This window comes from Lactococcus sp. FSL K6-0773 (assembly GCF_038006485.1).
Lineage (GTDB): Bacteria > Bacillota > Bacilli > Lactobacillales > Streptococcaceae > Lactococcus > Lactococcus lactis.
Genome location: NZ_JBBOVF010000001.1, coordinates 1,010,925 through 1,035,593 on the forward strand (window position 1 = coordinate 1,010,925; position 24,669 = coordinate 1,035,593).

The 24,669-nt window shown below is 41.2% G+C and carries 20 protein-coding genes; all 20 read right to left on the bottom strand.

The genetic code is table 11. The features are described from left to right. Positions 1-99: 99 nt before the first annotated feature. Entirely contained in the window at positions 100-1,101 is a 1,002-nt protein-coding gene (locus MHB61_RS04765) for a nucleotidyl transferase AbiEii/AbiGii toxin family protein (protein WP_203227017.1), read from the bottom strand. After that, on the bottom strand, positions 1,101-1,739 hold the full coding sequence (locus tag MHB61_RS04770; protein ID WP_023164125.1) for a DUF6088 family protein: 639 nt from the start codon (positions 1,737-1,739) through the stop codon (positions 1,101-1,103). The genes MHB61_RS04765 and MHB61_RS04770 overlap by 1 nt, the downstream gene beginning before the upstream one ends. Positions 1,740-1,843: 104 nt before the next feature. Beyond that, on the bottom strand, positions 1,844-4,516 hold the full coding sequence (locus MHB61_RS04775) for a hypothetical protein (protein ID WP_081144249.1): 2,673 nt from the start codon (positions 4,514-4,516) through the stop codon (positions 1,844-1,846). A gap of 386 nt (positions 4,517-4,902) precedes the next feature. Further along, complete coding sequence (locus tag MHB61_RS04780; RefSeq protein ID WP_081144248.1) at positions 4,903-7,080, bottom strand: toprim domain-containing protein; 2,178 nt, start codon at positions 7,078-7,080, stop codon at positions 4,903-4,905. Then, the gene (locus MHB61_RS04785) at positions 7,073-8,047 is read right to left on the bottom strand and encodes a DNA-methyltransferase (protein ID WP_023164122.1); all 975 of its coding nucleotides are present in this window, start codon (positions 8,045-8,047) and stop codon (positions 7,073-7,075) included. The genes MHB61_RS04780 and MHB61_RS04785 overlap by 8 nt, the downstream gene beginning before the upstream one ends. A 1-nt stretch (position 8,048) precedes the next feature. Next, complete coding sequence (locus tag MHB61_RS04790; RefSeq protein WP_081144247.1) at positions 8,049-9,866, bottom strand: VirD4-like conjugal transfer protein, CD1115 family; 1,818 nt, start codon at positions 9,864-9,866, stop codon at positions 8,049-8,051. Further along, complete coding sequence (locus tag MHB61_RS04795; RefSeq protein WP_023164120.1) at positions 9,863-10,384, bottom strand: DUF3801 domain-containing protein; 522 nt, start codon at positions 10,382-10,384, stop codon at positions 9,863-9,865. Before MHB61_RS04795 ends, MHB61_RS04790 begins: the two co-directional genes overlap by 4 nt. A 195-nt stretch (positions 10,385-10,579) precedes the next feature. Beyond that, entirely contained in the window at positions 10,580-12,085 is a 1,506-nt protein-coding gene (locus tag MHB61_RS04800; protein ID WP_023164119.1) for a UvrD-helicase domain-containing protein, read from the bottom strand. Continuing rightward, positions 12,076-13,791 (bottom strand): ATP-dependent nuclease, encoded by a 1,716-nt coding sequence (locus MHB61_RS04805; RefSeq protein WP_081144246.1) that lies wholly within the window; start codon positions 13,789-13,791, stop codon positions 12,076-12,078. Before MHB61_RS04805 ends, MHB61_RS04800 begins: the two co-directional genes overlap by 10 nt. 44 nt (positions 13,792-13,835) lie before the next feature. Further along, entirely contained in the window at positions 13,836-14,648 is an 813-nt protein-coding gene (locus MHB61_RS04810; RefSeq protein ID WP_081144245.1) for a Fic family protein, read from the bottom strand. A gap of 72 nt (positions 14,649-14,720) precedes the next feature. Further along, positions 14,721-15,686: a nucleotidyl transferase AbiEii/AbiGii toxin family protein gene (locus MHB61_RS04815; protein ID WP_081144244.1), complete on the bottom strand. Its 966-nt coding sequence runs from the start codon at positions 15,684-15,686 to the stop codon at positions 14,721-14,723. Beyond that, positions 15,679-16,218 (bottom strand): type IV toxin-antitoxin system AbiEi family antitoxin domain-containing protein, encoded by a 540-nt coding sequence (locus MHB61_RS04820; protein WP_137015932.1) that lies wholly within the window; start codon positions 16,216-16,218, stop codon positions 15,679-15,681. Before MHB61_RS04820 ends, MHB61_RS04815 begins: the two co-directional genes overlap by 8 nt. 119 nt (positions 16,219-16,337) lie before the next feature. Further along, on the bottom strand, positions 16,338-17,372 hold the full coding sequence (locus tag MHB61_RS04825) for a hypothetical protein (RefSeq protein ID WP_137015935.1): 1,035 nt from the start codon (positions 17,370-17,372) through the stop codon (positions 16,338-16,340). Further along, complete coding sequence (locus tag MHB61_RS04830; RefSeq protein ID WP_081144241.1) at positions 17,359-17,655, bottom strand: hypothetical protein; 297 nt, start codon at positions 17,653-17,655, stop codon at positions 17,359-17,361. Before MHB61_RS04830 ends, MHB61_RS04825 begins: the two co-directional genes overlap by 14 nt. Then, positions 17,655-18,230 (bottom strand): hypothetical protein, encoded by a 576-nt coding sequence (locus MHB61_RS04835; protein WP_137015937.1) that lies wholly within the window; start codon positions 18,228-18,230, stop codon positions 17,655-17,657. Before MHB61_RS04835 ends, MHB61_RS04830 begins: the two co-directional genes overlap by 1 nt. A gap of 131 nt (positions 18,231-18,361) precedes the next feature. Beyond that, on the bottom strand, positions 18,362-20,572 hold the full coding sequence (locus MHB61_RS04840) for a phage tail tip lysozyme (protein ID WP_340817493.1): 2,211 nt from the start codon (positions 20,570-20,572) through the stop codon (positions 18,362-18,364). A gap of 391 nt (positions 20,573-20,963) precedes the next feature. After that, a complete protein-coding gene (locus tag MHB61_RS04845; protein WP_081144238.1) occupies positions 20,964-23,339 on the bottom strand; it encodes a VirB4-like conjugal transfer ATPase, CD1110 family in 2,376 nt (791 codons plus the stop codon). Further along, positions 23,263-23,643: a type III secretion system protein PrgI gene (locus MHB61_RS04850; protein WP_081144237.1), complete on the bottom strand. Its 381-nt coding sequence runs from the start codon at positions 23,641-23,643 to the stop codon at positions 23,263-23,265. The genes MHB61_RS04845 and MHB61_RS04850 overlap by 77 nt, the downstream gene beginning before the upstream one ends. Next, the gene (locus MHB61_RS04855) at positions 23,643-24,425 is read right to left on the bottom strand and encodes a hypothetical protein (RefSeq protein WP_081144236.1); all 783 of its coding nucleotides are present in this window, start codon (positions 24,423-24,425) and stop codon (positions 23,643-23,645) included. Before MHB61_RS04855 ends, MHB61_RS04850 begins: the two co-directional genes overlap by 1 nt. Positions 24,426-24,434: 9 nt before the next feature. Further along, entirely contained in the window at positions 24,435-24,662 is a 228-nt protein-coding gene (locus MHB61_RS04860; protein ID WP_044009665.1) for a hypothetical protein, read from the bottom strand. Positions 24,663-24,669 lie beyond the last annotated feature (7 nt).

Here is a 24,669-nt window from a genome sequence, read left to right on the forward strand (position 1 = left end):
GCAAGCTTTCCCCATTTTATCCTGCTTACATTCTTAAATAATGGCTATAAAAGCCTTAAAAATGGTTAGCACTTGACCGCTAAGCATTTTCTCGTTTTATCAAACACCAAGCTGATGAATTTCTTTTTCCAACTTAGCAAGGCCTTGCATAATCTCATCAAAACTTGGTGCTTTCTCAAACATCATGGCCTGCATCGCGTCATAATCAGCTCTCAAATGCTCCAACTGTTCTTCTTTAGGTAAGAGTTTGAGTGTTGCGGGTACGGCCTCCTCATATTTCGCGGAATTATCCAAGTAAAATTTTTCCTTAAAAGCTACCACACGATTAAGCAAATCCAGGTCCGCAAATGCTTCTTCTTTGATCTCCGATTGAGCCAGTAAATACAAGTCATAATAGTGACGGGAATAGCGCTTTGGTGTGAAATTGTGACGGCGATTAGCTTCCTTGTGTAAAATGGTTGCCTTTTCCCAGAAAGTACGCTTTGCTTCAACGGTGGGAATAACAGTGCTTGGCTCTGAGAAAACATTGGGAAGTTTTTCCGCAATATAACTGGTAATCGCCCGATCTTTAACGGGTGTCCAAGCCGCTAAGGGTCCAATCTCTAATCGAATTTCAGGAAGTATCCCAGCACTTGTAAAGTGTTTCGGATATTCAATAATGACTGTCTGCTTATCTTCTTCACGAACAAAAACATGAAAGCCTTGAAGTTCTTCTCGCTCTAAACAATCAATCAGCTCAGGGACAAGGCTTTTCTCAATCCATTGCCCTGCCTCTTCATTGATTCGTGTGTTAAAAAATTCTTGTTGACGATGCGAACGCTCTTGCCAAGCCTCCACATCACTCAATCCTAAGAGCGACCAATCCATCACTAAATCAATATCTTCGGAAAAACGTTTGATGATATTATAACCTTTGGAGAGCGACGTTCCGCCCTTAAAGGCAAAGGATTTTCCAAATTTGGAATGATGAAAGAGCAGTTCCAGAATCAAGACCACATAGAAATCTTTTTCGATAATCCCCTCATTCATCTTCATCATTGGAGCGACAATCTGGAAACCTTCTTGGCGTTCTTTATCACTTCGTCTTGCAAAATCTAGCATTAAGCGACCTCTTTCATTTGTTTAATTTTCTCTTTGATCCAAACACGAGAATTTTTAGCATCTTTCTCCAAGCGTTTAAGTTGAGTATCTGTCAGTTTAGAGACAATTTGCCTTAAAACTGCTTCTGTCACATTTTCTTCCCCCAGCTGTTTGAGGGCTTCAATGACGAGTGATGACGTTTCAGCCATCAGACTTTCGCGCTGTGTGACATGACGAAAATAAAGGGTTCGTCCGTCTTCCAGTTGAACCGTCTTAGTTGGACCGTCTGAAATATAATCGTAGCGATTAGGCACTTGTGTGTCTAAGCCCAAAAGATTAAGGGCTAAGTCTTTAGCGGGCGCAATTTTCCAATTATTCTTACGAGCGATTGCTCTTGCAATTTCATCTGGTGTTGCTGGAATATTTTGTCCAAAAAGCTCACTATATTTTGGCTTTTGATAAATTCCCCGATGAACTCGCACCAAGTTACCATTTTTTACGAGTTCTACCACTATTTTATAAATACTATGGTTAGTGCTTAAATCAGAAAAATCGGACATGAGGAAAAGCCGCCCTTTGGGAGAGGCCTTAATCCGTGCAATAACTTTTTCTTTTAACGTTATTCCCATTTCAAATCGTTCACTTTCTATAATTACCATTATAACAGCATTTATAACTATTTTCAAGAAGTAAAAAATACCTATTTTTTACTTCTTGTTTTTTTTAATTTATTATTATATTTCTAAATGAGATAACTTCCCCATCATTTCAAATGGACAGATGACTGATTCCCTTTTTGAGGCAAAGGAAGTTCTTCTTTGAAATTGATTCCCCCTTTGACTAAATAATCAGACAACAGTTCCTCAAAGTAATGCGCTAACGGTTCACTATGCTCTGTCTCATTGGCATCAAATGCAGCAGCTCTTAGTGGGACATTTACCCCACGCTCTTCCCATTCCTGAACTAATAGATCATAGATATCTCGCTCATTCTCATAATCACTCAAATAATCCTGTCGTTCAGAATCATCATTCTTCATTTCGTTGATATACTGAGTTGTTTTATAGATTTGATGAATGAGATTAAGCGACAGAGCTACAAGCTCCTTTTCTGTCAGGGCTGACAGATTAAATTGACTGATGACGTTCTCCTGCCAATAATCTAAATCATTGATGTTAACCCGTTCAATGATTCCTGTCGCATGAACTGTTGAATCAACAATCTTTTGAACATAACTCAGCGTTTCATTTTCATTGCTTCCTTTTGAAAGCTCCTGTTGGGACATTGCCATTTTCTTTTCTGTACTTATTTTTTGAACAACCTCATCAATGGTTAAATCAACGGCCTCCAGAATTTCTTGAATTCCCTCAAAAGGGAGCTGATGTTCCTCTAAAGCCATGATTTCAAAGGCGTCATAGGGAATTTCTTTTTCCTTATTCTGATATTCTACCCAGTGATTCGTCGTTTCCTCAATCGGGAAGCGCAATGCCTCATCTTCTAATAGCCCTCTGCTTACGCCTCCCTCGAACTCAATCGGCACATCCACAGACTCCTCAAAGTGTTCCGTAAATTTAAGGTGCTCCATCATCCAATCTTGCACTTGATTTAATTGTTCTTGATCAAAGTCAAAGATTTCATGAAAACGTTGCGACCATTCTTGTCTGATTTCAGAAATAACCCCAGGAATATTTTTTTGAATCACATCAAGCAGCGTTTCAAAACTATCGCCTACGTAGAGGACTGATTGAGGTCGATTGAAATTAGACAGAATAAAATCTGAACTTTGGTGTTCATTGAGTTTTGAAAAGCCTGATTTTGCATTATCGTCCTCAAGTTCCACAATTTCAGGGTACATTTTTTGATAGTCTCTCACAAGCTGAAGCAACAAATCTTTATCAAGCAGCCCACCACCAACTGATAACACTTCATTTTTTCCAGAAGCCAATTTTTTCAAATTTTTTATTTCTTTAATCATGCTCAGGTGGGTAAGCGTTGTTTCTACTTGTTGTGCTTCTTTCTTTTCCTTTTGAGTCGTAAGCAAGATTTTCTGAAATTGGGGAATGTTAAATATCTCATGCTTTTCTAATTCATTCCTCCCGAGTTCATCAATCAATTTATCATAGATTATTTTTACTTTTACCTCATCGGTGTAAACCATATTTCCATTTACTGCACTATTATATAGTGCAACAAAACTCATGTTTCCGCCCTTTTGGGCTAATGAGTAAAGGGTAGGTAAATCTAAATGAAAAGGGTGTTCCTCTAAATACTTTGAAATCTCATGTTCAATGTCCAGCTTAGTCAGTTCTGCATCATTTACAGTATTAAAATAACTCAATTCATCGTCAAAGACATCGTACAAGTCGTCAAACCAGCCATTTTGTAAAATCAAGTGAAGTTCTTGGTCCGTCCGTGGTGTAACGACTGTCCCTAGATGTTCAACTTCTTGACGTTCCTCGGCCGACAGCTCCCCGTTATGTCGTAAATAATCTAAGGCACGCTCTAAAAATTCCCTCGCCAAAACAGCCGAAAGGGGATTATATTGAGCAGAAATTGAGGCAACTTTTTCCCCTGTTCTTAAATCACGACCATAAATGTCGGGTCGATTGAGAGAAATGATAGGGAATTTCTTATAAGTATCGCCTTGGCCAATATGGCTGTCGTGATAGTAAATAGAAGACTGGGTTTGAGTGGCTTGATTGAGCCACGTTGCTTCTTTGGCCCTGATTCCTACTGCTGTAAAACCAAGCAGCTCCCCGTCTTCTTGGGGTGTGGAATGATGAAAGTGGGCTTCTCCTCCCATTTCCGTATAGTTTTCTAGGTCAAGCACATTCACAAAATAATCCGCCCCCGCCTCCATGGCTTCTTCAGCTGTTTCAAAAATTCCCAATGTCCTAAAATCATTGGATTGGGTATCATAAACAGCATAATATTTTTTATCCTCCTCCAAACTATTTTCTAATAGCAGTGCTTCTGCGGACGCGACATAATGATACGGGTCATGTCCCACTTCCCATCCATCTTCAATAAACGTTTGCGTTTCAGACAAGGCTTCTTTTACAATGGCTAAAAGCCCCGTTACCCGTTCTTGCGCAAATGATGAGTCGATTCTCTTTACTTCCTCTAAGAATTCAGGAGAGCCTACCAATTCCACCAAAGAGTCTGACATTCTCAAAACTTGATAGTCAGAATTGACGAGAACATACGTGAAGTCGCCGTTCATTTCCATCAATTTGATTTGTTCGCTGTACACCTTATAGTCACTGCTTAGACCTTGCGTAACCATATTTTCAGAAGTCCTTGTTAAAGCTAGGTACACTTCTGGGTCCAAGTTTTCGTAGTTTTCATCCTCCCCAAGTTCCTCTACCGTAAGTTTCTCACTGATTGCCTCATCATAACAAAACGGGTCAAAAGCGTCTTCTATCAAAGCAATCACACTTTGATAGGGCTCATAATAGTTCCAAACTTATGCGTTTATTTGTTCATTTTCCATTTATCCCTCGTTTCAATTTTGAGCAAAACAAAAACACCTAATTTTTTTATCAGGTGCTTTCGCTGCTTTACTTCATCTTTACTATTTCTTGCTCGAAAACCGTCAGCTTACTTTGGCATTGGGTACAACTTCCCTCAATCATCAAGCCTTTCTCCTTTAACTTTACAAAAAGATTTTTTAAAAGGGAACTTTCTTGCTCGTAAACCTCCCAAAACGTGAACGTTTCGCAAAATTAACTTGCTAAAACGTGAAAAAAGCACCATTTATACACCTCGAAAACGTGATAAATGAGCCAAATTTACTCCTTAAAAACGTGATTTTTTTCTTCTTTAGACTGAAATTCCCTTAACTACGGGCTGAGCTCCTTGAGCGGCAACGGCTTTTATCTTTTCTTGTTCCGCTTCTTTGGCCTGTTGGAGTCGCGTGTCAAAGTTCTTTTTAGATTTTGAGCGCTTTTTTGCCGTCTTTGGCTTTTCAGCTTCTGGCTGTTTTTGACCTTGCGCCGCCAGTTGGGCTTTTAAGGTCTCAATCACTTTTGCCTTCTCTGACAGTTCCTCAGCCAATACTTTTCTACTTTTAGCTTTTTCAGGTGACTTTGGCATCTCCTCCAAGGCAAAACGCTGCGCTAGGTTTTTACTGATTTCTTGGAGTTCCTGACTCAATTTCAAAAAAGGCGATTTCAGGCTATTGGTCACAGAAATTCTTGTGGCTTGGAGCGATGTTCCCATTTGATTTCTTTTATTGAGAATCGCCACTTTTACCTGATCCACAAGTTCCAATAAGCGCTCATGAATCTGTGCCAAGAGTCCTTTGACTTCTGTTTGAGTTTTCTCTTTGGACAAGTTTTTATTTTCCAAGACATCCTTTTTAAACTGGTTGACCAGTCCCTCAATTTTTGAAAAATGTGCCGAGAGTAAAGCTTCTAGCTCTTCTTTTGTAAGGACACTTTTTACTTCACTCGGAGGCTCCTTAATAGGTGCTTCCTTTTGGGGTGTCGCTCTTTTTTCAACAGCTGACGTAGGCTGCGGTTGTTTCGTCTGCTCAGCGACTATATTCTCTGGGATTTCGTTTTGAGATTGAGGAGCGGGAGGGGCTTGTGTAAAGAGGTTACTCAATTCATCGTCAAATTGCTGGGTTTCTTTAAGAAGCGTTTGTACCACTTCGTCCTGCGTATCTTCTAAAGCAAGCAGGTCAAGCGGAGAAAAGTCTTGGTCAATCAACTGGCCATAAAGGTCATCTAATCGGCTCTGATCTTCTTTCGTGAAATTCCATTGCAGTTCACGGAGGTGTTGAGCAGCCGCCGTTTGATTCGGTGTCTTTTTCTCCTCGTCCGCACGAGCTTTCTGCACGAGATAAGCCCGTTCCGCTTCGGGGAGCTTTAAAAAGTGCTCCCTTTTTTCTGATTTTTCACTAGACTCATTTTTCATTGTCATCAATCCTTTCTGTCTTTTTAGTTCATCATTCCAATCATTTTTTGCTTGTCCGTCATGAAGCGGTGGGAAATCTGTCCGTGCATATTTGGGAGCATTAGGGTACTGGTCATTAAACCGTTTCACAAAGGTTTTCCCCGCTTCATCGTGGTCATAGGCAAAGGTAATCAGCTGTTCAGGTAAGCCTTCAATATTTCCCGCCAAGCGGTCAAACGTCTCTAAAAACTTCTCCTTTTGAGCAAGTGTCAGCTCTTCACGGCCGTAAATCTCCGCAAGATAGCGCGAAATCACTTGAGGCTTATAGCCATCACTTGAAAGCAGTTTGACGTTTTTAAGTTCTGCCTGATGAAGTTCATAATAACTCATTAAGTCAATCGGTGCTTCAAAAACAATCAAACGCTCAGGTTGACCAATATCAAGCACCATGCCCCCATAGGCTCCTGAGTTTTTCAAGACCCGTTTCAAATGTCCACTCGCGTGATCCTTGTGCAATTCAGGATAAGCCTGAATGCCTTGTACGCTAGCTCCGACCATGTGGTTGGGCTTATCAAAATGTTTAAAAACCACGATTGGCTCATAAAAATGTCGGCCATTTGCTAGGGGATTACGCCACTGAGATTGAGCAATCAAGCCCTTTTCCTCAAAAAACTGAATCGTTGCTTGGGACAGTCCCCGTTCTTCGCCAAGGTACTTCTCCGCAAGTTGATTTTTGGCTTGATCTCTCAAGTAGTAATGAAAAGGTTGTGCTTTTGGAACTTTTTGAGCATCAAACGTTTGCCAGTCCGTCTGAGTCAGGTAAGCCACTACTTCCTTGAAGTGCGCCCGACGCTCCTCAAAAGTTCGAGCATTAAAAAGAACCAAACTGACTAAGTCAATAGGCCCGCCCCACAAATTTTCTGCAAACCAATTAAAGCGATTCTTTCTGGGGTTGAGCCAAATACTTTGATGCCCTTCCCACTCATACATATTCGAGCCAAGCGCTTTTAAGCCCAGTTGCTGGGCAACTTGAAAAATATTTGCCGATTGCGCTTGGGCTAACAGCTGTTTTCGATCATCAAGCGTTTGTATTTCAGCCACTCTTGCCTCCCTTCTGTTTTTTCATACTCTTTTTCTGGTCGAGCCAGGTATTTCTCTCCCAGAAAACACCTGCCGCATAGCCTTGAATGGTAGGCTCTCGCTCTGCCCGTTTCAGCCTCACTTCGCCCCAAGCTGTGTAGCGTAAACTTTGTTCAATCCCGACGTAGCGTCGGCCTAACTTTTTGGCAACGACGAGGCTTGACCCTGACCCAGAGAATGGGTCAAAGACGAGATCTCCTCGATTAGAGCTTGCCAAAATCAACTTTGCCAGCAACTTTTCAGGTTTTTGGGTCGGGTGTGCCGTATTTTCTGGCATGGACCAATAGGGCACGGAAATGTCTGACCAAAAATTAGACGGTAGGGTATCTCTGAATTTTCCTGCTTGGGTTTCTTGCCAATCTTTAGGCTGTCCGTTTTCCTTATAAGGAGCGAGCACCTTATGGCGCATTTTGACCTGTTCCACATTAAAAGTGTAATCCTTCGTGTTGGTTAAAAACCAAATGTCCTCCATCCCATTTTTCCAGTTGAATAAAGTACCTCGCCCTTTTTCTCGTTGCCACGTAATCCGATTTTGAATGTGGAAATATTGACCAAGGAGGGGTGCAATTTCTAGGCTTGTTTGCCAATCTGCACAAACATAGACCGTCGCATTTTCTTTGAGTAACGGTTTGAGTCGTTCGATCCAAGCTACTGTATAGGCTTGGTAATCGGCAGAACTCATCTTCTTGAAAGACTTGCCCTCATAAGTTTTATTCAAATTATAGGGTGGGTCCACAATGGCTAAATCTACAATTTGCTTAGGAAGACGGTTCATTAGCTCAAACGACTCACCACAAATGGAATGATTGACGATGGTTTCAAGTTCTTCTAGGGCATCGTCTTTTGATAATATCCTATCCAGTTGTGCTTGTGGAATATCTTTAAGCCGCCAATCAAGCGTTTTGTTTTTAGGAGACTTTGGTTTCATCTTAGGCGGCCTCCTCATGAGTAATGGCTCCGTGGTCAATGATTTGTGTGGCCTTATCCAAAAATTCTTCCTCCTCGTCCATATAGCGTTTATAACGATACCAATTGGGATCTTGTGGGTTTTGAGCCAATAGGCTAGCATTCGGGTGGTCATCCACCGTGTATTTTTTATCCTTAAAGACATACTGTCCTGAGATGAAGAGCAGCGCTGAGTTGTTGTTTAAGCGCCCAATCTCATCAGGCGTAAAGAGGTCACGCGCTTGCTTTTGATAGCTCGTTGAACCACCCGTTCGACCATGATTTTGCGTTCGATTGCGAATGGAAATGGTCTGTTTTCCTGCACGTTGAGAGAGGTAGGCTGTGGTTTCTTTCTCATCTCCACCCAAAAAGAGCAGGCTGTCACAACTATTCAACAAAGTTTCCCAACCGTTCTTATACATGGCTTTGAGTTGGGCCAAAGCTTGCAGGATAATCACAATCGACATTTCTCGACTTCTAAAGGTGGCCAAAGCCTTATCAATGTTTGGTATCCGCCCAATGTTCGCAAACTCATCTAAGATAAAGCGCACATGCAAAAGCGATTTCCCCTCTGGTAGAGTTCTGATTCCCTGCATGACTTCATCTACTTTTTTACGCAAGCGTTCCATGACCGTTGATAAGAACATAGCCGCAATGAAGTTATAGCTGTCGTCTGTTTCAGGAATAGCCAAAAAGACGGCCGTCTTTTCTTCATTCCAAGAATCAATATCCATCGTGTCTTCCGCAATCAGATTAACGACTTTCTCATGGTCAAAGACCGAAAATCGGGTGGCCGCAATCGCAAGCGCACTGGAGCGCGTTTCTGCTTTGAAGAGGTCATTAAAGAGTGTCCATTGCTTATAAGCATAGTTATTGGGGTGGCGATTATTTTGCTCTTCCATCCACTCCTCTACGACACTCGGAACTTTAGCCTCTTTGCGTTCAATATGTCGGAAAAGTTCTGAGACCATGCCAAGGTCTGGCGTATAATCATTATCTTGACCGTCAATCCACAAAAAGGTAATCATGGCGCGCGCAAGCAGGCCTTCCGCCCGCTGCCAGAAGTCTTCGCTTTGATTATCGCCCTTCTTGGTGGCTTCTGAAATGGCTCCAAAAATTCGATCCACGTCCATCTCATCTTCTAAATAATGGAAAATGTTAAAGCGGTCGCTGTTCAAGAACGTGACCAAATCAAAAATTTTAACTTGATAGCCATTTTCTTCAAGCATTTTGCCACACTCCCGAACCAACAAGCCTTTCGGATCAGTTACGATATAACTTCCCAGCAGTTGCATGAGATTGGGTTTGACAAAGGTGTAGGTCTTCCCTGAGCCAGGCCCGCCCAGCACGACGACATTTTTATTTTTTTGATAGCGATAATCAATCGCTTGGTTAATCAGGCCCATGCGGGCTTTTTGCGTATAGATGATATTATTTTCAGGTCTTAAATCCGCAAAATGCCCGATTTCTTCAGGTCGTGCAAGCCGCGCCGAGCCATGTTCTTCATTATTGCGATAAACGCCGTGGTCATTGTTTCGGACATAAGCGATCAGTCCCGAAAAGCCCCCAATGAGGGCAAATAAAAAACCGCTTGAGGTCGGCACATAAAGAAATTGGAAATCTTGGTCTGATAGGAGTTCTAATAAGCCATGATTAAAGAGGCTATTGAACTGGTCTGCCAGCGTTTGCCCTGGTAGTCCCGTCAGAAAGTTTCCTGACCAAAAACCTAAAATAAAAAGCACTCCTGATAAGATCAGGTAGTGCTTCAAATTCTTTTGATAGGGGCGGGTTCCATCTCTCATCTCAAACTTCCCATCTTTGGTGTAGCTTCCGAGCTTTGGGCATGATGTCTTGCCACACGGGACAGGCGCTCTGCCTCTTGGGTTTTTCCTGCTTCAAGTTTTTCTTCAAAGCTTTGTACATTAGGATTTTTAACCAGTTGGCTCGCCACCTCGGCAGGGCGCGTCGTCAATTCTGACAGAATTCCTTCCAATGCCTTTTTAGCCAAGGCTTCATCTTTCACTTTGAAAAAGATATTCGTGCCCTGCTCTACTTTCTTAAAAGCAAACGGGAGACCTTGTTCCTCAAAATAGTGCTTGACTTTTTTCAAATCCACCTCTTGCCGTAAAAATTGTGAGGTTACTGGGTCTGTCGCATTCAGCAAACGGTGTAGTTTATTTTGTCCTGTCGTTGGAGTATTTTGTCGCTCTAGCCAAGTATGTAGCCCATCGCTCGACAAATTCTCTAGGATTTTGAGAATGGTGCGCAGCGTATTGGTTCCATTGACGACAAATTTGTCAATGACTTGTTCTTGATCCATGTTCCTCCTTTTCTACAAAAAAATCAACCTCTTTGAAGATTGATTTCCTGATTAATTATTTTTTCAAAGCTCTTTTGAATCTTTCAAAATATCAAGATATGGTCCTAAGATTTTTTCTCATTAGTCTAATTTTTATGATTTCACGTACAGTAAAATTTAAAAAGGGCCTAACAAAGAATTAATTCGATTCCTCTGCTAATAGATAGTAACCAATTTATCCAATGTCAAACCACTTGCTTCTAACCTTTTAGCAATATTTTGATAGAACAGCCTTGTTCCATAGTTTTCTTTGATACTAATAAAAATTAGTTTGCTTTTGGCCCTTGTAGTTGCCACATAATGGTTATAGAAACTTACCTCATCTCGCAAATTATAATCCTCAACAAACAGGATAACTTGATCAAATTGCAACCCTTTTGAAGAATGGAATGTCATCGCCCTATGTTTGATGTTATCTGATTTGAACGTTTCAATATATCTGTCTGTAGAAATAGTTTCATAAAGAGCTGATAAATCTTTAGGCTGAGCTCCATATCCTAGAAATGTAGCAAGCTCTGAAACTTTTTCCTTAAATTGATTTTCATCAACAACGTTTGTCTTTAAACCCTGTAGGTATCTCTCCAACTTGCTTTTAATCTTCGAGTCTTCCTCCGTCCCTGAAGGGATATCATAGATAAAATCAAAAACCGAATAGGTATCAACAAGTAAATATTGTGCTATTGCATAATAGAGCCATCCTGCGTCATTTGAAATATCTTCAATTGGAGCTTTCGGAATAAATTTGAAATCCATATCATGCGCACACAAAATATCAGCAGCACTTTTCGCATTTGAATTAGAAAATCTCAACAAAGCAGAAGATTTGTCTGCATCCCAAAAACATTTGATTTTTTCAATCCAATCTTGTTCCGTACAATTTAACAAAATAATATTCTCTATGCTGGTTTGTTGATCATAGAGACTGGAAGTCTCTTCAAAAAGCAGATTTGAGTAGTTTTGAATCTGTTTATTTGAACGAAAGTTATCAACCATAAAAAATTTTTCGAAATTTCTTTTGCCAATAATACTCTTGAATGCTTCAGGATTAGCACCTCTCCATGTATATAAGGATTGCTTGTCATCACCAACAATAAATAAGTCAATGGTCAATGAATCTGTCAAATACATAAAAAATTCATTCATTGCTGTATCACAATCCTGATATTCGTCAACATAAATTTTGAAATATTTAGCTTGCAGGTACAGTCGTGCTACTTCTGACTTTCTAAGTATTTTTAGAGCTAGTTCGAAAATAAAATTCTTATTATTATCCTCATAGCTTCCTAAAGTGCAGTTTTCAGAAATGAAATTCAACCCTTCTTCGTAATTATCAAATTTTAGACTATAGTCAGTCGTCATCTCACAATCAAATTGTACACCGTAGGCATCTTTCATAAACGGTTTGATAACTTCTTCGATTGCAAAACTATTATTAGTACCAATAAAATGTCCTGTAGTATCAACAGATAGTCTTTCTTTTATTTCTCGTGCGGCTTTAATTGTAAAAGTGATTGCTGCAATAACACGATGATCCCTATTCTCGTCTATTTCTTTCGCAATTTTTGCGACCATTGTATGTGTTTTTCCAGTGCCCGCACTTGCTCTAACAATCAAGTTGCCTGCAGTGTCAACAATTTTTTTCTGAGTATCTGTTAATTCCATTCTACCAAATCCTTTAGACAAGCAAAATTATAATGTTCATATACTTCTCTGCAGTCTTCATCCGTTAATTTCTCAATGAGCTCAACCATGTGATTATTTTTAGCTGCTTGAAGATACTTAACTGGATTATCGCCAAGATAAGTAACAAGATTTTCATGAAGGACTTCGTCTAAGTCATTTTCTAAATCGACTTTTGATAAATAGACATGAAAATCTTCTCTTATGCTATTTAATACAGGAAGATTTTGTTCAAGATTATAAAGCTCTTTTCTATATCCGATAGACTTGTTTATAAATTCTTCCTTAGATGCAGGAAGAGGAGTAATTGTCCAGTTTACAGCAAGCGTCCCATTAACTAGATTATTAACTCTGGAAAATCCTAGGGCATGGTGACCGCTGTTTGCTCGCCATTGGATATCATTATCAGTTTTAATGACACAATGGATTCCCAACTTCTTCAAAATAGGTCGATAGCTTTTGAAACCTATGCCATTAACTGAAAGAATATACATTCCGTTAACCTCATAATATGGTTTTATTACTGAAAGAACTTTATCAAATAAAAGTTGTTCAGAGGGTCCTTCTACTAACAAAACCCTATTCGCAAAAATTGCTTCCGCGAGCAAGCGGTTAAGCATTTTCTTATTATCTTGAAAGTCAGAAGGTACATTATAAAAAGCACTTTTACTTGTCACTTTCCTCTCAGCAAAAATTCGTACCAAAGTGACTTTGTTCATTTCATACAAAATATAAGGAGAATGAGTAGAAACAAATAAATACGGATAGCTTTCAGAATTACCAAACAGAATCTGAGATAACTCTATCTGTAAAGATTTATGAAGATTATTTTCAGGCTCCTCTACAAGAAATAAATTTATTTTTTTATCTGCTTCTTGCTCCGCTAAAAGTGTAAATAAAGAGTACACAACAAGCTTTTTTCTGCCTTCTCCTGCCGTTGGATAAATATTATCATCGTCTTTTTTCTTCATGTAAGGGACAATATTAGAATAGAGTCCCTTTACTGCAATTTCAGATTTAATTGAAATTGAGATGTTTTCATCATTGAATTTTTGGTAAGCAGGAGTTATCTTCGACTCAAAATCTGAAACTCCAGAAAGGCTTGAAATTTTTTCGTTCAGTTCATCTACGATAGAATTTATTGAGTCATTGATAGCCTTGTCGTCCTCTGTATCACTTTGGATAAACTTCTTGATATTTCGTTTAAAAAGAACATCCATATCAACATAAGAATCTATGTAAAAAACGTTAAATACATCATCAATATCAAAACGGGTTCCCCTAGGTTTGATTTCCTGAAGATTTTCTTTATCTCCACCCCAAAACAGTTCAGCAACTCCAACCATTTCAGAGTTATCATATTTCGCTATTAATCGTATGTATATTAAGTCTTGCCCAGATAAAATTGCTCCTCTAAGCCTCGCACGCAATTTAGAGCTGTCCTCATTGTTATCACTAATATCAACGGTAACCAAAATTTCAATTGGAATTTCCGTTTTCTTCTCAAAGTAGTCTGAGTCCATAAAATCATTTCTGCGAGTATCTCTATCAAAAACAAATCGCAAAGCTGTCAGAAGATTTGTTTTTCCGACATCATTAAGCCCGAAAAATACATTCTTATTTGATAGGTCAATGCTTATATCTTCAAAACTTCTGAAGTTTTTTACCTGTAATGACTGAAATTTCATAATTCTATTTTATCCTTTAATCCTTATCGTGTTTGAAAATCTAACTATCCCTTGAAAGGGACAATCACAAGCTCATGAGTGCCCTCAAACAATAGGTTATCTGTAAACCATTTGAGGAATTGATCCGTGCGATAGCGAGAAGTTGTGGCCGCATTGGCTAGTACAAGGGCATCTCTGAAAAACTTAAAATTTTTTTTGAACGGTTCATTATTGACTTCAAAGCCCATGTGCTGTAAATACTTGATTAAAAAGACGGCTGACGTTCGAGTATTCCCCTCGCGAAAAGGGTACGTCTGCCAGATTCCAGAAACAAACTTCATTACTTGATCCGCAATCTCGTGTTTTGTAATCATAGAGTAATCCCGATTTTTCTCCATTTCAAAGTCATAAGCAAGATTATCCGCAATCATAGCGGAGCTGGCATACTCAACACTTTTGCCGTTCAAGACAGGCTCAGTCTTCGTGATGTTTTCTGTCCGATAACGCCCGACTGGATAGCGAAAGCTCTCGATGCCTTGAAAAAGGCGCTTGTGATAGTTGAGTAAAGTCACAGGACTTAGACTAAAGCCTTCTTCTGCTAAAATTCGGAAAATTCCAAGAGACGAAACATCCGCTTCTTCCTGGCGCTTACCTTCTTGTGGTTGGTTCTCCGCATAATAACTTTTGACATTTTGCTCAACTTCCTGATAGCTGGCTTTTCCATCAATATGGGCTTTGGCTTGTCGCACCATGTACTCAGACGGCTCTAAGCCATCTGTCTTTTGCAGTCCAAAAGCCGTTTCCCAAAGGTCTAACTTGTAGCAGCTGCTACATTCCGTCTTTTCAACCTGATAAGGACGTTCTTCATCAATGGACATTTATATCTCTCCATAATTTTCTATCTAGTGATACATCTAACTTTTTGCTTTTCCTTACAAATGGGCCGACTTTTATTTCTCAGGGGAGTCATCTTCTATAAATTTTGTTTGCTTCTTTTCTGCCTCCCAAAGCCGTTTCTCAAAATTATTTTTAGGATTTTTACCTTTGGTAAGGTTCAACATCTTCTCTTCCATTGCAGCCAAATCATCAACTACAGTCTTTACTGCTTCAAAAACTGTCTCAAGGTCGAGTGTTCTCGCATAGCTATTTTGGCTTTGAAACTTTCGCCAATGACTTTTCTGCTCTGTAGAGTGAGAGAGCCTTGAAATGATTGCTCCATACTCCCTAGCTGGAATTTCTAAGTTTCTCTGAGTCTTTGTTTTATTCATCGCCACTACCACGTCCACTAGCGAGAACTTCGGAAAAACATTTTTCAAGACATAAATATCGTACAAATCTTTTGAGCGGGAATTCGTATTATCAACTTGCCCATAAGAGAGCGTTGTAATCACTTTATCTGCCATAATCTGCTCAATCGGATAAGACCTGAAATCAATTTTTTCATCTTCAAACAAGAGTTGAATTTGTTGGTTTTGAGCAGGAAGAATATCCTCTCCTGTTGTTAAATCAATCTTGATTGGAATTTTCATTTTACCAATGCAGTAATTCAAGTGGATTTTAAAGCCATTGTACAGAAAATCTTCCCGTGTTTCTTCTTGACGCAACCATTCAAAATTGCTTTTGCCATTGCTCTCAGGTTTTGAGATAAGCTGTTCAAATTCCTTTAACCCCTTTTCATCAAGACGCATATTAGCGATTGTTCCATCCAAATCCGCCGTTGCACGATTCGCCAGCTGCAAAATTGTTGTTAAGAGATAGCCACCTTTGAGAATAAATTTATCTCTTAACTGTTCGATTGAGGCAATCTTTTTGGCAAGTTGCTCCACTGCATAAAGCCGATAGAGTTGTTGGGCTGACAAGCCTGTCTCATCCATTTTTTTCTTAATGAGATTTTTAACGCGTTGTTCACTAAGCATAGACCATCATCCTCTTTTTCACTTTGTCAAGTACGCCAAACTGTTGGGCATAGCCTAATAGACGATTCACATTGACATTTCCCAAAGCAAAATAACCTTGCATGGCCTCCTCAAAAATAAGGGGAAGCGTATAGCGAGAACGTGCTAAATCAACCAGTGTTTTCTCTGGACTATAAGCCAAAATTGGATTTCCCTCCCAAGTTTGTACCTCCTCGATTCCTGTCTGGTATTGCTCACGACTGACAAAATAAGGGGCAATCGCAAGCTTAGGGTTACGATAGAGTTTATAGCCTTGTGGAAAGGAGAAAATGGGTTCTGTTGGTGTGAAACTCGTAAAGCCGTATAGAGCAGCTGCACTCTCATGGCTGAGAACCCCTTTAGAATAAACCGTTTGTAACAGCAACAGCTCATCTGGGAGCTCATTTTTTAGCGTATAGACTCCTGCATGGACTTTCTCAAGCTCGCCACGCAAATACATCTTACGCACGCCCTCCTTAGAAAGACCATATTCTAAGGCTTTCGGTAGGGTCAACACGCCTCCATTTTTTTCAAAAATTTGTCGGGTTTTCTGATTTAACATGGCAATCTCACCACCTTTCTTGCTCTCATTATATCATTTTATAGTGAAATATACAACTTTTCTCATATTTCCTATTTATTTCCTTCTTCAAAACCGATGTCCCTAAGTAGGGTGGAAAGCATTTGTTCAGATGGGGCTTGGACTTTTTCACGCTGTGCCTCTAAGCGTTTTTGACTTTCCTCAAAGATCAGAAGTTCATATTTTTCTTTCAAGTCCTGCTCTGTGGTGAGGCGATTCTTTTGGGCTTCTACCTTCGCGGCGCGTTCTTTCTCATCAAATTCTTGTTTGGCAATTTTTAGTTCAGCCGCCTTAGTTGCTTCAATCTTGTCCCTTTCTTTTTCCAGTTCTTGCTGGTAGAAGACTTGAAAACTGTCCTGAACTTGTTGGGTAATCTCCGCTTTGTCCAACAGGCCAAGGGACTTTAAGGTGGAATCTGGGACAGAATCTTTATCCAGCAAAGGTAAAAGTTTCGCTACATCCGATGAATCAATAGGCGCTGCTTTAGAAACCGACAAGGTCTTACCAAGCGGTTCAGGCATTGGAGACTCAATGGTTTCTGGTTCTTCCTGTGTCTTCTTGCTTTCAGATTGATTGAGTTGTTGTTTCAACCTCTCAATCTCAGCTTCTTGCGTTCTGACCTGCAAGGAAAGCCTTGCTTTGTCTTCATCTTCCCATTTTTCTGGTTCTTCGTCCATAACGGACAAATCAGGGGCTGGCGCATAAGCCTTGACATCAGGAGTTTCTTGTTCGACCACTTTAGGACGTTCAAATCTCATTACTTTAGGAAAACTTTTTCCTTTTTCCAAGCGGTCTTTTTCTTTGACGGGTTGTGTGGCATAGAAAAACTCTAACCAGTCATCATACTCTTCCTCATCATCCATTAAAACGGGAAGGGTAAGTGCGGCAGAATAAATTTCCTGCTCGCCTTTCGCTGTGGTTTTGACTTTTGTCAAAGTGACTGAACCATTCACTTTTAATTCCTGCAAACGCAAATTTTCCGCAATAATCCAGTTGATGAGTTCATAGGCATCTGAGACCTCTGTCGCCCGAAAATTGACACAATTCGTCATCTCATAGCGAAAAGCAGTCTTTTTAAATGGATTCATGTCTTTCCTCCTCTGGGTGTGCTACTGGCGTTGGTTTTTCCTGTTTGCTTGGACTTTTGACTTGTTCTACCATTTGCGGCATTTGTTTCAAGAACTCTGACATGGTCAACTGATGCGATACCAAGATTTCTGCGATGACATTGGAGTTCGTCGCTTCTAATTCTTCTTTTTTGCGTGCAATTTTATCTTCGAGGTCTTTTTGCTTTTGTTCTAAGTCTGCCAGTTCTTTTTCTTGGCGAAGTCGCCGATTTTCTAAATCACTGAGTTTGGTTTGTCTTACCATTACGGGTTTCCTCCTTTTTCCGTTGTGCTTGACGACGTAACGCCACCTCCTGTAATCGCCACCCTGTCATTCGGCTTAGTGCCTAGCGCATTGGAGTAGGAACTAGCAATCGTACTTTCTGGATAGGCGTTTTGATTGTCTGCATCTAAGGGTTCTGAAAAAGCCACATTTTGAATATTATTGACAAGGAACTTTTTGCCTTGTTTGGTGTAGCTCAATAGAATGGTATCGGTATTTTCTTGGTCTTTTAATTCGCCAACGCTTGATTGAAGACTAGAGCGCTGAGTATTGGTATAATGCACCACACAAAGTGCCGTCAAATCTGTTTCATCCAAATAAATCGTGGCTTTTTGATAAACTTGATTGATAATATAGCCTTTATAAGCCTGATTGACAGGTTGATTTTCTGTCACGACCGCCTCACGGTACATTTCATCTGTCATCAGGTTTTTATACCGATTCCGATTTTCAGATAATTCTTTTTTAGTGTAGTATTCCGTCAAGAAATGCGTGACATTGCCCGTTGAAAGGTTAGATGTGGAAATAACCTTTGCGGGAACCTGCTTTTGAGACACTTTGGCAGGTTTTCCGAGTCGCAGCCCTACTAATAAGCCCGTTAACAAAAGCAAGACCACCGCTGCTCCAATCCCTAGCCGTTTGACCAGTTGTAATTTTTGTTCGTTAATCAATTTTTACCTCTATTTCCTTATTTTGTGGGGTCAACAAATGTAATCCCAGCATTTGATGAAATTACGCGATAGCTAATCTTGCCAGACCCAGGATCAACCACATTCATCTCACTCACGAGAAAGCTCCCGTCTGGATTGACGTACTCTACAAAAGCAACATGCCCATAGATGGACGAGCAGCCTAATAGACCTGGGGTAAAGGAAGCCATATTGCCTACTTTTGGGGTGGAGGATGTCGCATAGCCTGCCACTTTTGCACTGATTCCCCATTGACCGCCATTACCAAGATTTGCTGGAATGTGATTTCCTAACTGATATTCTCGATTATAGACATACCACGTACAGTTATTGAGGGCATAATTATTGCCTGGATAGCCTGTGACATCTTGTTCATTCGGAGCTGGCTCGGTAAGCTTCCCTGCATATTCAGGGGGAACAGAGACGTCTGCCTTTCCAGAGCTGCCACTCGCTGCCCGCGTGAAATAAGCCTGCCAGTTTTGTGCGTCTTGAATCCGTTCAGAAATCTTATCCCCAGGATTCCCCTCCCAATAGGTCAAGAAGTAATTGGTTAATGTAGGCAAGTCTTTGCCTACTTTTCCTTGCAAGGTATTATTTAAAGCGGTAATCGCACCGGGCGAATCGCCTGTAGTCGCAAACTGGATTTGTAAGCCACCATCACACCACGGCTTCTTTTGAGCTTTGGCAAAGGATTGTAGGGCAATATCACGTTCATTTGTCCACTGACCTAAGCCAATGCCTGCTTGATGAATGGCAGGGTATCTAGCGGCATAAGCCGCGTCCATCTTTTCAATCGCAAAACCAGCCGCTTGTGCGGCTTGTTTTCGTGGTCCCATTTTAAAGGGTTCATCGTAAATGGTTTCAACCGCCGTCGGATCAAGATTTCCTTCCACTTGATAATTTCCAAGCACCGCACAGACGCCATTCAAAGTTCCACCGTGTGCCATGGCATAATTGTAAATCGCTTGGGCAGAGGCCAACTGACTACTGTCTGGGTTGTAATCATTCGCCGCAAGCTGCGTCATTTGCGTATAAGTGACTTTTGGGAAATAAAAAGCAGGATTGACACGTTTCCAGCTTTTCGTTCCGTCATCGTATTTTTGAAGGGTAATTTCAAGAGTACTTGCTAAACTCTTTCCAATCAAAGCGCTAGAAGTGATATTTTGACCATTGGTGAGTCGGCTCGTATCCACCTTTTGGAGGCTGACTTTTTCTTCTTGGGTGGTATTTTCAATCGTGACTTGCTGGTTGGAATTGACCGTTACTTTACCCGAGAGTGGGGCGACAATCGGTTGATTTTCAGACGTTGTTACCTCAATGCTTTGGTGGAGGTCAGCGCCCTCATAGCCAAAGCGTCTATTGATGATGAGATTATCCGTCGCATAAGGAAAAGCCAGTTGCCCGTCTAGCGCTTGATACCCCATTTCAGAAATCATCTGCTTCATGTTGGTGTAATCCACTTGACTGAGCACATAAGCACCCTTTCTCTCTAGCTCATCCATCGTTGTTAATTCATAATTTGGTGCTTTTCCATTGAGGGCGGTCCACAAATCAGAAAGGTACGCTTTGGCGGATTGTCCATTTGATAACATACCATCGACATCATAATCATCAAACTTCTCATTCATATAAAACATGACCCCATCAAAATTCGTGTAAAACTGATTGCCGTCTTTTGAATGATCTGCGTCCAATTTTGTCATGGTTGTCCACGCGTCCGTGAGTTCAAAATCATTTTGCTTAATCGAGGGATTGGGAACATCTGCGGCTACGGCCACAATCATTAAGACCAGAAACAAAAGCAGACTGGCAATCCAGACTACAGGATTGTGCGCTAGGCCTTTGAGAGCGGCTTTAGGAGAGATTTTTCCCCGCAACAAGTTCATCATAAGGGACGTTGATTCTTTCGCCTGTTTGGCTTCTCTTCTCAATTTCTTTTGTTGGATAAAGCGTTGATAGCGATGTTTAAGTTGCTTACGGAGTTTTAAGTCATCGGGGGTCCTTGTAAAGCCTTTGCCTTGAACCCAATTAAAGGTTCGATTGGATAACCCATACGTTCGTTTCGTTAGTCCCAAGACGACACGTCCTCCTGACTTGGTCAGTTCAATGTGCTGCTTGGCGAGGTTCACTTGACACATGGTTTTTTGGACTTTTTCAACGCCCTCAGAAAGGGTCTCATCACTTTCTAAGACATTCGCAGGTGAGGTCATGAGATTTTCCTTTACCGCCACTTTACTCGTGAGTTTAAGCTGCGTGGGGAGGTAAGACGGGTCTTGCTTACGCATTTTCTTGAGCAAGAGTTTTCTCGCCGCAAGCTCTCGCTTAGCTTCTCCTATTTCATTTTCTCCTCCAGAAACATCGTTTTGCTTGAGTTGCACTTTTAGGTTTTCCAAATCATGAGTTTCTTTGGGCGTTAATTTCTGTGCGCTTTTGCGTTTGAGGCGCAACATTTTCCTTGCGAGATGCACATTTTTAGAGGCAGTCAGCCGCACTTGACGGGGCTTTTGCTGGGCTGTTTCTTTGAGGAGTTCAGTTGCCCGTTGCTTGACCTGAATGGTTTTTTTAATCTGTTGCTTTTGTTTCTCGTCCATTTTCCTCCCTCTAGGCGGCGTTTGCGTCGGTATTCATCAACTCAAAGAGTGCCGTATCCTTTGGAATCGGGTTTTCAAAGGGTACAATCGTGCCCCCTGCGTAAATCAAGCCTGTGCCTTGTGGGGCTGTTTCTTGGACGTGTTTCACCAGCTGCGGGCTTAACGTCATGACTTCACGCAAGCGATTGATGTCATCAATCTTTTGGCGGAGCAAGACAATAAACTCACTATTGGTAATCATAGCGCGACCCGCTTCAGAGTTGAGTAAGGTTCCCACCTTTTGGGTAATGCCGTTTGTGACTGTGCCATATTTACGGACGCGTGACCAAAGCCCTGAGAACCATTGCGCTGTCGCTTCATCATTAAACATCAGCTGCAATTCATCAAAGTACAAGTGCGTGGTGACTTTGCCTTGCCCTGAGACGACCTGCTTCCAAATCTGATCCAAGATTACTTTCATGGCAAAAGGTTTGAGCCTTGGGTCAAGTTGCTTGATATTAAAGACGACAAAGCGGGCATTCAAATCAATATTGGTTTTATGCGCAAAAATATCCTGTGAGCCAATCGTAAAGCGCTCAATTTTTGTGGCAAAGTGCTGCGCCAATTCTTCGGGTTGTTCTAGTAACACTTTGTGCCACTCGACCAGCGTCGGCTCCGAATAGCGCTCATAGGTCAAGCGGGTTACGCGATCGACCATGGTTTCCTCGGCGTCACTAAAAGATTTTAAGAGGCTATCAAAGAGACTAGAAAGAAGATTGGTTTTTTCTTTAATCAAGTCCACATTACGGTCTTCTGCTTTCAAAAGGCTTTTATCTACTAAATCTAGGATATTTAAGTGGTGCGGTGTTCCTGTCGAAATATCCAAAATCTCTGCCCCAAAACGCTTAGCGATTTTGAGGTATTCACTTTCTGGGTCCACAATAATCAAGCGGTGCTTGCGCCATTTCAATAAGACATTGAGCATTTCCCATTTGACCGTCATGCCCTTGCCTGAACCCGATGAGCCAAGATAGAGTCCGCTTGGTGTAATCAAGTCTTTCAAGCGGTTGACACTAATCATGTTATGGGTCAGTTGGTTACGACCATAGAAAAGGCCATTTTTACTGAGGAGGTTGATGTTTGACCACGGAATTTGTGTCGCCACATTCAAGGAAGTCATATCCCGCATGTAGTTCATTTCGACATCTAGGTAAGGTTTGCCAATCGGGAGAATGGTATTTAAGGCTTCTTCGTTATACTGCTCGACCGCTTCAAATTCCACATCATAAGTCTGCCCAATCCCTAGAATGGTTTCCGTATTTTTATCCAGTTCTTCTTTGGTGTCCGCTGCCTGGTAAACCGCAAAAATACCTGAAAAGAGCTTTTGCCCTTCTTCTTTGAAGGCATTCAACTGTCCCTCAGCCGCATACTGAATCTCACTTTCTTCCCCAGAAATGTCATCATCTGAGAACCCGCGTTTGAAGTTTTTGCGTTGTTGTTTGCGAATCTCGGAACGGTTGAGGGTCTTTTTCGTGTTAATGTCTTTTCTCGCTTTAACCATATCGTAGGTTTGCGCATGTAGGCTAATGTCTAGCTCGATGCCTGCTCCACAAAGCTCTTTAATCAACTTGTCCTCTAAGTATTTTGGAAATTCACGGACATAGAAGACACGGGCGTAGCGCTTACCTACCCGAAAGAAATCTGCGCCATTCGGGAATTTCAAATGGCTTGGGACAATAAAAGCTTTACTGGGGAGATTTGATAGGGCGATGTCTTGATAGCTGGCGGTAAAAGGATGATTGGGTCTTAACAGGTCATTCATGACTTCTAAGCGCTCAATTCCTGTCAGTGGCTGACTTGTGAGCTTCACGTCTTTGGCGTCAAAGCGATTGATGAAATTGGTGTTTAATTTATCCAATTCGTGATTGGCGATGGCAAGCGTTCTTGCCTTGGTGGTGAAAATCGCATATTTGGTCGCTGTAAAATTCTTCGGGTCTGTTTTTTGTTGTCTTTGAATAACCGTATTCATTTCTAAGCGTAAACTATCATTTTCATCGCCTTGATAGTCATGCAGGACGTGTTCTAAGCTACTCGCTTTGACTTTCCGATTGGTAATATAGAGCTGGTAGCGGGAATTTTGATTAAGCGTATTGAGGGCTTCCACATAAGAAATCACGGTATTATCTTGCGTCCCGCCATCAGAGATTTCATAGTTTAATTCCCCTAAGCGATACATCTTTGAGCTTTCTTGTCCCACAACGTGCATGAGTCCATTTTCAAATTGACTGGTGTATTTGATGCGGTGCATACTGTTTGGGTTTGCTTTTTTCTTAGAACGTGCGGTTCGTCGCTTCGCTAAGGAGGAAGTCTCCCGTTTCGCTAACGTTGTCTTTTTCAATAAATTCATTGGCCTCATACCTCCTGATCTGACCTGTGGTGTAAAAATTGTCTTCATAAACAAAAAAGAGTTCGAGCTTTCGCCTTACTTTTTTCCATTTATCCATGTAGTCCAGTGCTGGAATGGCTCCTAAAAGAAGAGCTGTGGGAAGTGTCACGATATAAAAAGCCCAATCGGGAACCAAGAATGATTCCGCAAGGGCAATCAGCGTAATTCCAAAGAATTGAAAGCCGATTTTGATTTTTTTAAGCGAAATCCCATGATACTTCTTTTCGATTTTGGATAAGTCTTTATAAAATTCTGATTGTGCCATTAGCCAAGTACCCCCATCAATTTATTCGCGAGGCGTTGCGAGCCGATGATGAGTAAGATAAAGATCACGGCTTTTCCGATAACCGTGAAAAAGGCGCCGACGTTACTTAAAAAGTCGCCACTCGCGCTCACGGTTAGAAAATCGCTACTCACAATCGCGGGATAAATCCCGATAATAAGAATCAGCAAGCTTCCTTGAATCACCAGCGCCCCTAACTGTTTGAGAAAGCCTAGTGAGATACTTTTTAATTCATCATTCATAAAGAAAACCACCATGAGTGGTGCTAAACCTTTATAAAAGAAGAGGGTCAAAGCGCGCAAGTAAACGATGATACTCGTGATCCATGAGCCTAACCAATCCATCACTTGGGCAATCGCCATCAAGACATAAAGGAAGGGCTTTTCATACCACGCAATCGAGCCTTTAATCGCTGGAATGGTAGTTTTAAAATTTTGCGAGGGCATAACCGAATTAATCCATTCAGAAATCTGAATGCCCAGCCAAATGAGCGCATCCACAATATAGGGCGAAAGCATAATCAAGGCATAGGCCATGAGATATTTGATGGCCAAGTTTGCCAGCAACTCCATGGTGGGCGTGCCACCCTCTTTGATGAGTTGCTTTCTAAACTCTAACCACTCCACGAGAAACAAAATCGCAAGGAGTGCCAAAGAAATCGGAATCAAGACTTTTGTGACTTTATCAATCACACCACTCACAACGGGATTATAGTCATGCAGGTTCTTAAAAATCTGCTTGACCGTATCGGTTGTATAGTTCATGGTTTCTCCTTAAAATTGAATGAGCGAGAGGGCAGCCACGGCGGCTGCCGCAATCGCTGCGGCTCCTCCTGCAATAATGCCGCCCATTAACATGCCTGAGACGCCTTTATCGACTTCTTCGGGGCGGTCATAGGACAAACCTTTTCGCATGGTGTTAAAGTTAATCAAGATTGAGATGAGCCCGACTACTGTAATAATCGCCCCAATCGCGGTAATAATTTTCTGTACTTCTGACATTGATGTC

What these genes read in the sequence shown, in the direction of transcription:
- MHB61_RS04815 (WP_081144244.1), bottom strand. Translation starts at nt 15,686, where the DNA reads ATGCTTAGTGAACAACGCGTTAAAAATCTCATTAAGAAAAAAATGGAT.
- MHB61_RS04810 (WP_081144245.1), bottom strand. Translation starts at nt 14,648, where the DNA reads ATGTCCATTGATGAAGAACGTCCTTATCAGGTTGAAAAGACGGAATGT.
- MHB61_RS04795 (WP_023164120.1), bottom strand. Translation starts at nt 10,384, where the DNA reads ATGGATCAAGAACAAGTCATTGACAAATTTGTCGTCAATGGAACCAAT.
- MHB61_RS04845 (WP_081144238.1), bottom strand. Translation starts at nt 23,339, where the DNA reads ATGAATTTATTGAAAAAGACAACGTTAGCGAAACGGGAGACTTCCTCC.
- MHB61_RS04850 (WP_081144237.1), bottom strand. Translation starts at nt 23,643, where the DNA reads ATGGCACAATCAGAATTTTATAAAGACTTATCCAAAATCGAAAAGAAG.
- MHB61_RS04830 (WP_081144241.1), bottom strand. Translation starts at nt 17,655, where the DNA reads ATGGTAAGACAAACCAAACTCAGTGATTTAGAAAATCGGCGACTTCGC.
- MHB61_RS04785 (WP_023164122.1), bottom strand. Translation starts at nt 8,047, where the DNA reads ATGAAACCAAAGTCTCCTAAAAACAAAACGCTTGATTGGCGGCTTAAA.
- MHB61_RS04770 (WP_023164125.1), bottom strand. Translation starts at nt 1,739, where the DNA reads ATGGTAATTATAGAAAGTGAACGATTTGAAATGGGAATAACGTTAAAA.
- MHB61_RS04825 (WP_137015935.1), bottom strand. Translation starts at nt 17,372, where the DNA reads ATGAATCCATTTAAAAAGACTGCTTTTCGCTATGAGATGACGAATTGT.
- MHB61_RS04800 (WP_023164119.1), bottom strand. Translation starts at nt 12,085, where the DNA reads ATGGAATTAACAGATACTCAGAAAAAAATTGTTGACACTGCAGGCAAC.
- MHB61_RS04855 (WP_081144236.1), bottom strand. Translation starts at nt 24,425, where the DNA reads ATGAACTATACAACCGATACGGTCAAGCAGATTTTTAAGAACCTGCAT.
- MHB61_RS04765 (WP_203227017.1), bottom strand. Translation starts at nt 1,101, where the DNA reads ATGCTAGATTTTGCAAGACGAAGTGATAAAGAACGCCAAGAAGGTTTC.
- MHB61_RS04860 (WP_044009665.1), bottom strand. Translation starts at nt 24,662, where the DNA reads ATGTCAGAAGTACAGAAAATTATTACCGCGATTGGGGCGATTATTACA.
- MHB61_RS04790 (WP_081144247.1), bottom strand. Translation starts at nt 9,866, where the DNA reads ATGAGAGATGGAACCCGCCCCTATCAAAAGAATTTGAAGCACTACCTG.
- MHB61_RS04805 (WP_081144246.1), bottom strand. Translation starts at nt 13,791, where the DNA reads ATGAAATTTCAGTCATTACAGGTAAAAAACTTCAGAAGTTTTGAAGAT.
- MHB61_RS04840 (WP_340817493.1), bottom strand. Translation starts at nt 20,572, where the DNA reads ATGACCTCACCTGCGAATGTCTTAGAAAGTGATGAGACCCTTTCTGAG.